9 protein-coding genes are annotated in these 13072 nt (G+C 60.9%); 3 read left to right on the plus strand and 6 right to left on the minus strand.

Annotation, left to right across the window (positions count from 1 at the left end; all coding sequences use genetic code 11):
* Positions 1-50 precede the first annotated feature (50 nt).
* Together ACE3SE_RS18825 and ACE3SE_RS18830 are read left to right on the plus strand one after the other, a co-directional pair.
* Positions 51-2012: an acetoacetate--CoA ligase gene (locus tag ACE3SE_RS18825; RefSeq protein ID WP_374555337.1), complete on the plus strand. Its 1962-nt coding sequence runs from the start codon at positions 51-53 to the stop codon at positions 2010-2012.
* A gap of 106 nt (positions 2013-2118) precedes the next feature.
* Positions 2119-2535, plus strand: coding sequence for a hemerythrin domain-containing protein (locus tag ACE3SE_RS18830; RefSeq protein WP_374555335.1), 417 nt, complete (start codon positions 2119-2121; stop codon positions 2533-2535).
* 59 nt (positions 2536-2594) lie between these two features.
* On the opposite strand, the gene ACE3SE_RS18835 is transcribed toward ACE3SE_RS18830, so the two are convergent.
* From ACE3SE_RS18835 to ACE3SE_RS18860, 6 genes are all read right to left on the minus strand, one after another.
* Entirely contained in the window at positions 2595-4250 is a 1656-nt protein-coding gene (locus ACE3SE_RS18835) for an ArnT family glycosyltransferase (RefSeq protein ID WP_374555333.1), read from the minus strand.
* Positions 4251-4355: 105 nt separating this feature from the next.
* The gene (gene rpmE, locus ACE3SE_RS18840; RefSeq protein WP_045847109.1) at positions 4356-4571 is read right to left on the minus strand and encodes a 50S ribosomal protein L31; all 216 of its coding nucleotides are present in this window, start codon (positions 4569-4571) and stop codon (positions 4356-4358) included.
* 162 nt (positions 4572-4733) lie between these two features.
* On the minus strand, positions 4734-6107 hold the full coding sequence (cysS, locus tag ACE3SE_RS18845; protein ID WP_045847108.1) for a cysteine--tRNA ligase: 1374 nt from the start codon (positions 6105-6107) through the stop codon (positions 4734-4736).
* 154 nt (positions 6108-6261) lie between these two features.
* Positions 6262-7479 (minus strand): 6-phosphofructokinase, encoded by a 1218-nt coding sequence (locus ACE3SE_RS18850; RefSeq protein WP_062789081.1) that lies wholly within the window; start codon positions 7477-7479, stop codon positions 6262-6264.
* A gap of 241 nt (positions 7480-7720) precedes the next feature.
* The gene (locus tag ACE3SE_RS18855; protein WP_374555330.1) at positions 7721-9406 is read right to left on the minus strand and encodes a glutamine--tRNA ligase/YqeY domain fusion protein; all 1686 of its coding nucleotides are present in this window, start codon (positions 9404-9406) and stop codon (positions 7721-7723) included.
* Between the two features lie 142 nt (positions 9407-9548).
* Entirely contained in the window at positions 9549-10403 is an 855-nt protein-coding gene (locus ACE3SE_RS18860; protein ID WP_374555328.1) for a Kdo hydroxylase family protein, read from the minus strand.
* 297 nt (positions 10404-10700) lie between these two features.
* Here ACE3SE_RS18860 and ACE3SE_RS18865 point away from each other — a divergent pair, with 297 nt between their 5' ends.
* Positions 10701-12986, plus strand: coding sequence for a YgiQ family radical SAM protein (locus ACE3SE_RS18865; RefSeq protein ID WP_374555326.1), 2286 nt, complete (start codon positions 10701-10703; stop codon positions 12984-12986).
* The last annotated feature ends 86 nt before the right edge of the window (positions 12987-13072 follow it).

Here is a 13072-nt window from a genome sequence, read left to right on the forward strand (position 1 = left end):
CCGCAAAAACAAAGCAAGAAAAGCAAGCAAGGTAAAGAAAGAGGAGAACCATGCAGCAGCCCACCCAGCCCATCTGGCAACCATCCGCCGAACGTATTGCAGGCTCCCACCTGCATGCCTTTACCCGCCTGGCCGAAGCAGCCTACGACCGCCCGCTGCCCGACTACCAGACTCTGTGGCAAGCCAGTGTGGACGATCCGGGCCGCTTCTGGGCGCTGGTGTGGGATTACTGCGGGGTGCTGGGTGACAAGGGTGGGAGCGCGCTGGAGCAGGCGGACAATATGCTGGCTGCGCGCTTTTTCCCCGAAGCCCGCCTCAATTACGCAGAAAACCTGCTGCGCCACGATGGTGATGCCACCGCCCTGGTGTTCTGGGGGGAAGACAAGGTCAAATCCCGCTACAGCTGGCAGCAGCTGCGCCAGCTGGTGTCCCGCTTGCAGCAAGCCATGCAGGCCGCCGGCATTGTGGCAGGCGACCGCGTGGCCGGTTTCCTGCCCAATATGCCGGAAACCGTGGCTGCCATGCTGGCTGCCACCAGCCTGGGTGCGGTGTGGACCAGTTGTTCGCCCGACTTCGGCATCGACGGAGCCATCGACCGCTTCGGCCAGACCGAACCCAAGCTGCTGTTCTGTCCGGATGGCTACTGGTATGGCGGCAAGCAGATCGACATCCGCGACAAGATGCAGGCGCTGGCAGCCGGTCTGCCTTCGGTGCAGCAGTTCATTGCCGTCCCCTATCTGGGCGAAACCGCTGCCTTTGCCGAAAGCCTGCCGCGCACCATCACGCTGGACGATTTCATTGCCCGCTTCGCTGCGCGTCACTTGCAGTTTGTCCGGGTGGAATTCAACCATCCGCTGTTCATCCTGTACTCCAGCGGCACCACCGGCAAACCCAAGTGCATCGTGCATGGCACTGGCGGCACCTTGCTGCAGCACCTGAAGGAGCACCAGCTGCACGCCGACATTCACCATGGCGACCACCTGTTTTACTTCACCACCTGCGGCTGGATGATGTGGAACTGGCTGGTATCCGGCCTGGCCAGCGGCGCGGCGCTGATGCTGTATGACGGCTCGCCGTTTGCCAATCAGGGACACATCCTGTGGGAATATGCGCAGCAATGGCAATTCACCCAGTTTGGCACCTCGGCCAAATACATCGACGGCCTGCGCAAGATCAACCTGACTCCTGCCACGCAATACCGGCTGGATGCACTGCGCGCCATCTTCTCCACCGGCTCGCCACTGATGGCGGAAAGCTTTGACTGGGTATACGCCAACATCAAGCAGGACATCAATCTGGCCTCCATTTCCGGCGGTACTGACATCGTGTCCTGTTTTGCCCTGGGTTGCGCCAACCTGCCGGTATACCGTGGAGAGCTGCAATGCCGTGGCCTGGGCATGGCGGTGGACATCTTCAACAGTTACGGCAGGCCGGTGCGGCAGGAAAAGGGCGAACTGGTATGCACCCGCCCCTTCCCCTCCATGCCGGTGGGGTTCTGGCAGGACGAGCAAGGCAGCAAATATCGTCAGGCCTATTTTGGCCGCTTCGATAATGTGTGGTGCCACGGTGACTACGCTGAAATCACCGCCCACAACGGCATGGTGATTTATGGCCGTTCCGACGCGGTGCTCAACCCCGGTGGCGTGCGTATCGGCACGGCGGAAATCTACCGTCAGGTGGAAAGCTTCCCGGAAGTGGTGGAAAGCCTGGCCGTGGGCCAGCGCTGGCAGGACGACGAGCGCGTGGTATTGTTTGTCCGGCTGCAGCAGGGCCATGTGCTGGATGAGGCGCTGGTCAACCGGCTGCGCGAACAGATCAAGCGTGGTGCCAGCCCGCGCCATGTACCGGCGCGCATCATTGCCGTTGCGGATATTCCACGCACCATCAGCGGCAAGATTGTCGAACTGGCGGTGAAAAACGTGATTCACGGCGAGCCGGTGAATAATCTCAGTGCACTAGCCAACCCGGAAGCACTGCAGCTGTTTGCCAATCTGCCGCAGTTGCAACACTAGCCGCTCAGGGCCTCCCGCCGGGAGGCCCGGCTGTCCTTGAGAGTGATCAAGGCACATCTTCTGCCACTGGCGCAGGCTGTCTGCCTGACCGTTAACAGCCACCATCATGAAACGCAGCGCAGCCCTTACCCCACTCTCACACGACCATCACCATGCCCTGTCGCTGGCCATGCAAGCCGGTAAAGCGGCACGGCAGGATGATGCTGAAGAGTGGCAACGCGTCGCCCGGCGACTGATCCAGCATTATCAGGACAGCTTGCAAGCCCATTTCGCCCAGGAAGAACGCCTCTTGTTACCTGCGCTGTCACAAGCCAGCCAGCAGGCTGCGGTTGAGCGCACGCTGGCAGATCACGCCCATTTGCATGCCCTGCTGCAACATCCGCAACTGGCCTCGCCAGCCATGCTGCAAGCCTTTGCCGATGCCATGACTGCCCATGTCCGCTTTGAAGAGCGCGAACTGTTTGTGCTGGCGGAAAGCCTGTCGGCAGTGATGGCTGCCCTGAATCAGCACGGGAAGGACTAAAAGCAGACAGGCCGCATGTGCTGCGGCCTGTTGTCATCTTGATGAATCCTGCTGTGCGGCTAGTGCGGCGAGCGCTTGAACAGGCCGAACAGCTCGTACTTCTCGCGCGGTCGCGATCCCTGCCACAACAAGCTCCAGCCCGGCTCGGCCAGGCCCTCGGTACGTGAACGCATCAATAAGCGGTAGTCGCAGGGGCTGCTTTCGCCAGCCGGATAAGCTACCAGATCTATCCCGCCATAATAGTGCCAGCTGATGCGCGCAATCATGTTCTCGCGCTCGGTGGCAATGCAGCTGCTGCCATTGAGTACCGCCGGGGGCACGTTGCGCAGCATGCTTTCCACCACCGGGCGATAGCTCTTTGCCGCATCCAGCCACGGCAGCCACAGGCTCAGCGCCAATCCCCAGCACAAGGTAAGTCCGGCAGCCCAGTTGGTAATGGCTTGCCGACCACGCACATGGCTGCGGGTGACCGCCCATATCCAGGTGATGGTGGCCAGAATGGCAAAGATGGCGGCCAGCAGCGAAACATGTGGCACATAGTAAGGACTGAAATACTGTGCCCGGCCTGCCAGCCGTTCTGGCCAGCCATAGTTCATCGCCGCCCAGCCCGCCCAGATCAGCAGGCCGAACACCCCGAATGCCATCAGGCCGAACCAGTTGAGAAAGGCCGCAGCGCCACGCCGCAGATTATCCAGCTCAACCGCAGCGAGCAGGGACAGCGGCAACAGCAGCGGCATGGCGTAATCCATGCTCTTGCGCACCGACAGCGTCAGCATGATCAGCACCACGGCAAAAAACATCAGCGGCAGCTGCAACATGGGCAGTTCGTACTTGCGGTTGCGGTACAGCGTCCAGGCGGCAAGCGGCCAGGCCGGCCAGGCAAACCAGATGGTATTGAAGGTGTAGTAGCCAAAACCGTGAAACAGTCCTACCTTGCCAAAGCCGTCCAGCGGGCCCAGCGCATGGTGTTCCCACCACAGGCGGAACAGCGCCGGATAGCTGCGGGACAGCTCCAGCGGCCAGATCAGCGCCACAGGCACAGCCACCAGCAAGGCCATCAGCACGGTGATGACATAGCGCTTGTTGCGCCACGCGGCAAAGGCCGGCAGGAACAGCACGACAGCCCACACCAGCATCACTTCCAGCAGGCTGGCACTCAGGAACAGGGCGGCGCTACCTGCCCCCAGAATGGCACCGGCCAGTCCGGGAGAGCGCAGGGTGAGCGACAGGGCATAAAAGGCGGCGGCAAAACCGGTAAAGCTGGCTACCATCGGCGTCATCTGGTGGCCGGTGACAATCAGGCCCAGACAGCCAATCAAAATCATCACCACGCTGCGTCCGTGACGGCGGCCTATCAGGTCACGCCCGGTCATCCCTGCCAGGGTGAGTCCCAGGGTCATGAACAGCGGCGTTGCCAGCCGCGCGGCATCATGGGCAGGGAGCAGCCAGGGGGAAAACAGCTTGGCAAGTACCGTGGCCACCCAGTAATACAGCGGTGGGGATTCCAGATAGGGTACGCCCTGGATGGTGGGCAGCAGCCAGTTGCCGCTGCGCAGCATGCCATCCACTACAGCCATCACATAGGGTTCGTCAGGCTTCCACGGGTCGTGACCGATGATGCCCGGCCACAGCCAGACAAAACACAGCAGCAACAAGACCCAGGGCTTTTCGGTGGGAACGGGAACGGTGGCGTTTTGCGGGGAGTACGTCAGCATCGAGGCGCGCGCCAGTTGGAGTAAAGCATTATTTTAATGTGCAAGCACACGCAGCGGAAATGAAAAAAGGCAGCCTGGGCTGCCTTTTTTCCAAAGCTTACAAGCTTAGCGCTTGAAGAAGCCACCGAACTTCTGGTTGAACTTGTCGATACGGCCGGCGGTATCAACAATCTTCTGCTTGCCAGTGTAGAACGGGTGGCAGCTGGAGCACACTTCAATGTGGAAGGCGTCCTTGCCCATGGTGGACTGGGTGGTGAAGGTGTTACCGCAGGAGCAGGTAACCGCAACTTCTTTGTAATTCGGGTGGATATCAGCGCGCATGATGAGCTTCCTTGGTTACGGGTACAGGGGTTTTGCCTGTACTACTTGGTGAAGGGGTGCATTATCCGCGCTTTATCAGCACTTGACAAGTCGCCCGAAACGAAAACGGCGACAGCCCTTATCAGACTGCCGCCCTGGACTTACCCGGCCAGCAATGCAGGCTCAGGCACGACGCCAGCTGGTGCCCTGCGCATTGTCTTCCAGCACCACACCCTTGGCGATTAGCTCGTCACGGATACGGTCGGACTCGGCCCAGTTCTTGTTGGCACGCGCATCACGACGCGCCTGGATCAGGGCTTCGATCTGCTCGGCAGTCAATTCACCTTCACCGGCACCGGCCTTGAGGAATTCCTCCGGCTCACGTTGCAGCAGGCCGAGCACGCCGCCCAGGTCCTTCATCAGGCGGGCCAGTTGCACATCGCGGCTCTTGTTGACTTCACCAGCCAGCTCGAACAGCACGGCAACGGCTTCGGAGGAGCTGAAGTCGTCATCCATCGCTGCCTTGAAGCGCGCAGCGTACGGGTTGCTCCAGTCAATGCCCGTGCTTTCCGGCAGCGCCAGACCGCGCAAGGCAGTGTAGAGACGAGTCAGGCCCTGCTTGGCATCGTTGAGGATGCTGTCGGTGTAGTTGACCGGGCTGCGGTAGTGGCTGCGCACAATGAAGAAGCGCACCACTTCGCCGTCGAAATGCTGCAGCACGTCGCGGATGGTGAAGAAATTGCCCAGCGATTTTGACATCTTTTCGCCATCGACATTGATGAAGCCGTTGTGCAGCCAGTAATTCACATACTGATGGCCATGCGCGCCTTCGGACTGGGCGATTTCGTTTTCATGGTGCGGGAATTGCAGGTCTTCACCACCGCCGTGGATGTCGAAGTGCTCGCCCAGATGGTGGCAGCTCATCACCGAGCATTCGATATGCCAGCCCGGACGGCCAGCACCCCATGGGCTGTCCCAGGACGGCTCGCCCGGTTTGGCAGCCTTCCACAGCACGAAGTCCAGCGGGTCGCGCTTGTTGGGGTCGATTTCCACGCGCTCACCGGCGCGCAGCTTGTCCAGCGTACGGCCAGACAGCTTGCCGTAGCCTTCAAACTCGCGCACCGCGTAATACACATCGCCATTGGGGGCCGGATAGGCCTTGCCATTGGCAATCAGCTGTTCGATCAGCGCAATCATGCCGCCCACATGATGGGTGGCGCGCGGTTCGTGAGTCGGCGGCAGCAGGTTCAGCGCAGCGGCATCCTGATGCATGTCGGCGATGGTTTCCGCCACCAACTGGTCCGGGGTAATGCCGCGTTCCAGCGCCCGCTTGATGATCTTGTCTTCGATGTCGGTGATGTTGCGCACGTAGTTGACATCGTAACCGGAGGCCTTGAGCCAGCGGTAGATCACGTCAAAGGCGGCCAGCATGCGGGCATGGCCGATATGACAGAGGTCATACACCGTCATGCCACACACATACATACGCACCTTGCCCGGTTCGATGGGATGGAACTCTTCTTTCTGGCGAGTCAGGGTGTTGTACACGTTCAGCATGATCTAGATAACCTGTGCTTGGGTAAAAGGGGAAATTGTATCAGAGTCGTCAAGCCCCCGCGAAGCGCCTGCACACTGCCCGTCCTGCTGCGCGGAAAATGAAAAACCGGGCCAGTGCCCGGTCCCGAGTGACATCTGCTGCCAGTAAATGGGGTCACACCGGCGGCCATTCAATACGGCGGTAGTCCGGCACGCCCTGACGGAAGGGTGGCATGCGCTCCCCTTCCATCAGCGGCAGCAGGTAATCCAGAAAAGCCTGGGTCACGCCATAGCCATCGGCAGAGATGAAGTGCGACGGGAAAGCCTTTTCCAGATCCCCAACATCAGAGAGCGGAAACTCCGCCACTTCCCAGCGGTAAGGGTGATCGGACAGGCGGCGGATGCCCGCCATCACACCGCTGCGGCCGGCCTGCAGCCATTCCACGCCCTTCTGCCCCATCTGGTAAGCCTGGGCGGCATCGGTGGCCGACACCAGATGCCCGGCTGCGCGTTGCAGATAATCCACCTGCGCCACATGGGCGGACAGGCCGCGCTCGCGCTTGAGCAGCGCCGCCAGCCAGCTGCCCACCCCGCCCAGTTGCTCGTGGCCATACACGGCCGAGGCATTGGCCTCGGTGACAAAGCGTCCGGCGGCATCCACCAGGCCTTCTGCCACCGAGATGGCGCACTGGCCATGCGCCGCCAGACTGGCATCCACTGCCGCCAGAAACTTGTCCTGATCAAACGGCACTTCCGGCAGCAACACGATATGCGGTGCCTGCCCGCCGTGAATCCGCGCCGCAGCCGGTGCCGCCGCCAGCCAGCCGGTATGGCGGCCCATGGCCTCCATGATGAATACCCGGCCGCGGCCCATGCTGATCATGTCCATGCCCACTTCCAGCATGGTGCTGGCCAGAAACTTGGCCGCCGAGCCATAGCCCGGACTGTTGTCGGTGCCGACCAGATCGTTGTCTATGGTTTTGGGCACACCGATGACATGCAGGGCGTGGCCGGTGTGACGCTGGAAATCCGCCAGCCGGGCGGCACAGCCCAGCGAGCCGTTGCCGCCATTGATCAGCAGATAATGAATGCCGTGACGCGCCAGCACCGCTTTCATGCGCAGCCAGTCCTCAGGACATTCGTCGAAACGGCCTATCATGCGGCGGCTGACGCCAAAATGCCCGCCGGGCAAAAAACCCAGCCGGGCGATGTCATGATCGGACACCCCATCGGTATTCACCAGCCGGTCTTCCAGCAGGCCAGCCAGGCCGTCGCGGGCGGCATACACCGAGATGCCCAGCTTGCGGGCGGTTTCGATCACCCCTTGCGCCGAGGCATTGAGAACGGCGGTGGGACCACCGGATTGCAGATACAGCAGGCGAGGCTGGTTCATCACACTTCTCCGCAAAGCAAGACTGAATGGTTTTGATGCTAGGCAGGACAGGTGTAGCAGGCAAATTACATCACGCCAAAGTCGACGCGCATCAAATGCTGCGCTGGCGAAGCTTGTCAGTGCCCGCCGAACGGTGTATCCGATCAACAGACATGAAAAAAGCGGGCCAGCAGGCCCGCTTGAGAGAGATTCAGCACCAAGTCGGGTAAGTAAGTGCTTACTTACCCGTTGGGACAAAAAATCACTTGCTCCAGTTATCGCGCAAACCCACAGTCCGGTTGAACACCGCACGCACACCTTGCTGATGGTCGTAACGGTCGGTGACAAAGTAGCCCAGGCGCTCAAACTGGAAGCGCGATTCCGGGGCTGCTTTAAGCACGGCGTCTTCCACATAGGCAGTGACGGTTTTCAGCGATTCCGGGTTGAGGAACTGGCGGAAGTCGACATATTCGCCATCGTCGCCACGCACCGCATCCGGACGCGGCTCGGTGAACAGGCGGTCGTACAGGCGAACGTCGGCTTCAATCGCGTGCTCGGCCGATACCCAGTGAATCACGCCCTTGACCTTGCGGCCTTCCGGGTTCTTGCCCAGGGTGTCGTGGTCGATGGAGCACTTCAGTTCCACCACCTTGCCGTCGGCATCCTTGATCACTTCATCGCACTTGATGACATAGCTGTAGCGCAGGCGCACTTCGCCACCGGCGGTCAGGCGCTGCCACTTGGGCGGCGGCACTTCGGCAAAGTCGTCACGCTCGATCCAGATTTCACGGCCGATCGGCACTTCGCGCTCGCCGAATTCCGGGTGATGCGGATGGAAAGGCGCGCTGCGACTGGCGGTGACGGCGGCATCGAAGTTGGTGAGGGTCACCTTGATCGGGTCCAGCACGGCCATCACACGCGGCGATTCGTTTTCCAGCATCTCGCGCACAGCGCCTTCCAGCACGCTCATGTCGATGATGTTTTCACCCTTGGACACGCCGATGCGCTGGCAGAACAGGCGAATGCCGGCCGGGCTGAAACCGCGGCGACGCATGCCTTCGATGGTGGGCATGCGCGGGTCGTTCCAGCCATCCACCAGGCCGTCGGTCACCAGCGCCTGCAGCTTGCGCTTGGAAGTAAGCGCGTACAGCAGTTCCAGACGGGAGAATTCGTACTGGCGCGGGTGGCAAGGAATGGTGATGTTGTCCAGCACCCAGTCGTACAGCGGGCGATGGTCTTCGAACTCCAGCGTGCACAGGCTGTGGGTAATGCCTTCCAGCGCATCGGAGATGCAGTGGGTGTAGTCGTACATCGGGTAGATGCACCACTTGTCGCCGGTACGGTGGTGATGTGCGCGGCGGATGCGGTAGATCACCGGGTCGCGCAGGTTCACGTTGCCGGAAGCCATGTCGATTTTCAGGCGCAGGGTCTTGCTGCCGTCCGGGAATTCACCGTTACGCATGCGGGTGAACAGGTCGAGGTTCTCTTCCACGCTACGGTCGCGGAAGGGGCTGTTCTTGCCCGGCTCGGTCAGGCTGCCGCGATAGGCGCGCATTTCTTCGGCGTTCAGGTCGCAGACAAAGGCCTTGCCCGACTTGATCAGCTCGACGGCATAGTCATACAGCGCATCGAAGTAATCCGAGGCGAAACGGACATTGCCATCCCACTTGAAGCCCAGCCATTCCACGCTGTCCCTGATGGACTGCACGAATTCGTCCGACTCTTTTTCCGGGTTGGTGTCATCCATGCGCAGATTGCACTTGCCCTGGTAATCCTCGGCCAGACCGAAGTTCAGGCAGATGGATTTGGCGTGACCCACGTGCAGGTAGCCATTGGGCTCCGGCGGGAAGCGGGTGACGATGGAACTGTGCTTGCCGGAAGCCAGATCCTCGTCAATGATGTTGCGAATGAAGTTGCTGACTACTGGCGCGTTGTTTTCCGTGCTCATGATTCTGGCTGCAGACTGATTGAAAGCAATCGGTGATTGTAACCGATTTGCCCTTGCTGGGGAGAGGTAGTCCCGGCATGGCCGGTTTTGCCGGGGAAATACAGGCTGGCCGGTACTTTGCCCGGCCAACCGCCCGCTTGGTTTACAGCAGCTTGCGCCCGGTGATGGCCTGCAATTCGGCCAGTGGCGAGCGTGCCGGGTTGGCCATGTCCTGCGCGGCCAGCCAGAAAGTCTGCTCCAGCATGAACTGGCCGGACATCACCGCATGCGAGGCATGGTCGGAGAAACACACCCAGCCGCAGCCAGACGGAAACGGCATGGTTTCCTGCGGGCAGGTGCGCTGGTAGTCCATGTCCGCCTTCATGGCATCGTGCAGATGCAGCATCAGGTGGTCGTAAGCGCTGCGTTTGCGCTTGGTGATTTTCAGCGCAGCCATGAGTGCGGCCGAACCCGGCCATTGGTAAGGCACCCGAGGCAGCATGCGCCGCGCCATGTCGGCAAACGGCTCCCCGACGCGCCACACGCGCGGTTCACCATTGGGATTGGCATTGTAGAACACGCGCAGGATGCGCTCGCCGTAGGTGGGGCGGGACGGGAAGGCATCCACGTGCAGGCGGCTGTCGTCCTTGCGCCAGGAAGTCTGGCGATTTTCCACCCGCATCAGGCGCAGGCTGGTGGGTGCAGCGCGCAGCTTGCCACGGTATTCCGGCAGCAACTGGTTGACCAAGGCAAAGGCGCTGTCGCGATAGCGGGCAATCAAGGCGCGCACTGCGGCTTCGTTGGCCGGGTCGGCCACGCCATGCAACTTGCCATCATCTTGCGGCTCCAGGCTGATGTTCTTGCGTTTAGGGTCGGCAATGGCCGGGTTCAGCAAGGCCAGTTCGGCAGGCTGGATGGCAAAGTCCAGCTGCGGCAGAAACAGTACCTTGCCGCTTTCCAGCTCAGCTACTTGGGATTCAGACGTTTTTCCGTCCAGATGGATGATCTGACTGCTCATGCGCAATGTTTCCTGTGCTGTATGTGGCTGATGTGAAGCAATACAACACATCAGCATGACAAACCAAGACAATCCGCAAGCCTACGCCAAACTGCGGCCAAGGTCACACTCCGGCAGCGCTTGCAGGGCGGCAAAACCGCCAAACAACTGATTTCAACGGAAAATATTGCCCTCCACCCCTACTCCCAGCATGGCAATTCGCCATTAAAAACAACAATTTATGCTGATAAAAATCCAGAAGTACGGCATAATGCCCGGTTGCTTATCCACCTGCGCCACCAGCCGCTTTCATTCAGCATGACGACACAGCCAGCCGCCGCCAAACCGATTACCTCTTACCGCAAGTACTGGGCCAGCCGCTTCGGCACTGCCCCTTTCCTGCCGATGAGCCGCGCCGAAATGGACCAGCTGGGCTGGGATTCCTGTGACATCATCCTGATTTCCGGCGATTGCTATATCGACCATCCCAGTTTCGGCATGGCGCTGGTGGGCCGTTTGCTGGAAGCCCAGGGCTTCCGCGTCGGCATCATTGCGCAGCCGGACTGGCAGTCGGCCGAGCCCTTCCGCGCACTGGGCAAGCCGAACCTGTTTTTCGGCGTCACCGCCGGCAATATGGACTCGATGATCAACCGCTACACGGCGGACCGTCGCCCGCGCTCGGATGATGCCTACACCCCCAATGCCGAACCGAACAAGCGCCCGGACCGTGCCGTCACCGTGTATGCCCAGCGTTGCCGCGAAGCCTATCCCGGCGTGGGGGTGATGATCGGTTCCATCGAAGCCAGCCTGCGCCGCATCGCCCACTTCGATTACTGGAGCGACAAGGTCCGCCAGTCGGTGCTGATTACCTCCAAGGCCGACATCCTGCTGTATGGCAATGCCGAACGCGCATTGGTGGAAATCGCCCATCGTGCTGCCAAGGGTGAAAAACTCAGTGAAATCCGCGACGTACGCGGTACCGCCTTTGTGGTGCAGCAAGGCTGGCGTCCGGATGAGGAATGGCAGGAGATGGACTCCAGCGTGGTGGACACCCCCGGCAAGGTGGATCCGCACCTGAATCCGTATCAGGAGATTCCGGAACAAGCAGCAGAGGCCACCAAGGGCAGCGACCCGACTGCTCCGCAGGTAATCCGCATCGAATCGCGCGAAGAGCGCCTGGCCAAACGCCGCGCCGAACGTGCCAAAACCGTCATCCGCATTCCGGCCTACGAAGCCGTGGCGCACGACCCGGTGCTGTATGCACACGCCAGCCGCACCCTGCATCTGGAATCCAACCCCGGCAATGCGCGCGCACTGGTGCAGCTGCACGGCAGCCGCGATGTGTGGCTGAACCCGCCGCCCATTCCGCTGACCACCGAGGAAATGGACTTCGTCTACGGCCTGCCCTACGCCCGCAATCCGCACCCGTCCTATGGCAATGCGCACATTCCGGCGTGGGAAATGATCAAGTACTCGGTCAACATCATGCGCGGCTGTTTTGGCGGCTGTACCTTCTGCTCCATCACCGAGCACGAAGGCCGCATCATCCAGAGCCGTTCGGAAGAATCCATCCTGCACGAGATCGAGGAAATCCGCGACAAGACGCCGGGCTTCACCGGTCACATCTCCGATCTGGGCGGCCCGACTGCCAATATGTACCGCCTGTCCTGCAAGGACCCGAACATCGAACGCTCCTGTCGCAAGCTGTCCTGTGTGTTCCCGGACATCTGCGAGAACCTGAATACCGACCACAGCCACCTGATCCAGCTGTACCGCAAGGCACGTGCCCTGCCGGGGGTGAAGAAGATCAACATCCAGTCCGGCCTGCGTTACGACCTGGCGGTGCGCTCGCCCGAATACATCAAGGAACTGGTGCAGCACCACGTGGGCGGCTACCTGAAAATTGCCCCGGAGCACACCGAAGACGGCCCGCTGTCCAAGATGATGAAACCGGGCATGGGCGCGTACGACAAGTTCAAGGAGCTGTTCGAACGCTTCAGCCGTCAGGCCGGCAAGGAACAATACCTGATCCCCTACTTCATCGCCGCCCACCCCGGCACCAGCGATGAGGACATGATGAATCTGGCGCTGTGGCTGAAGAAGAACAACTTCCGTCTGGATCAGGTGCAAACCTTTACCCCGACGCCCATGGCCATGGCCACCACCATGTGGCATACCCGGCGCAACCCGCTCAAGCGCCTGTCGCGCAGCTCGGAAAAAGTGGATGTGGTGCGCGATGGTTATCGCCGCAAGCTGCACAAGGCCTTCCTGCGCTATCACCACCCGGACAACTGGCAGATCATTCACGATGCGCTGATCAATATGGGCCGCAGCGACCTGATCGGCCACAGCAAGCACTGCCTGATTCCGCCCACCCCGCCGGGTGACAAATCCGCTGCGGTGCGTCACCGTCTGGGCGCGCCGGCGGCACGTCAGGGCAATGGCAAGCCCGGCCAGCCGCGTCCGGGTCAGGGCAAGGCCACGGCAGCGCAAGGCAAATCCTTTGGTGGACGTCCGCAAGCCACCGGCCGGCCGGGAGCAAAACCGGGCAGCAAACCGGCAAGCCAGGCCACTGGCACCAACCGCAGCAAGCACAAACGCTGATCCATCATCATCGGCAATAAAAACGGCATCGCCTGGCGATGCCGTTTTTATTGGGCAGACTCCCTGTTTGGCAGCTAAAGTAGCAG

The sequence above is a fragment of the Aquitalea pelogenes genome, from assembly GCF_041914625.1.
GTDB lineage: Bacteria > Pseudomonadota > Gammaproteobacteria > Burkholderiales > Chromobacteriaceae > Aquitalea > Aquitalea pelogenes.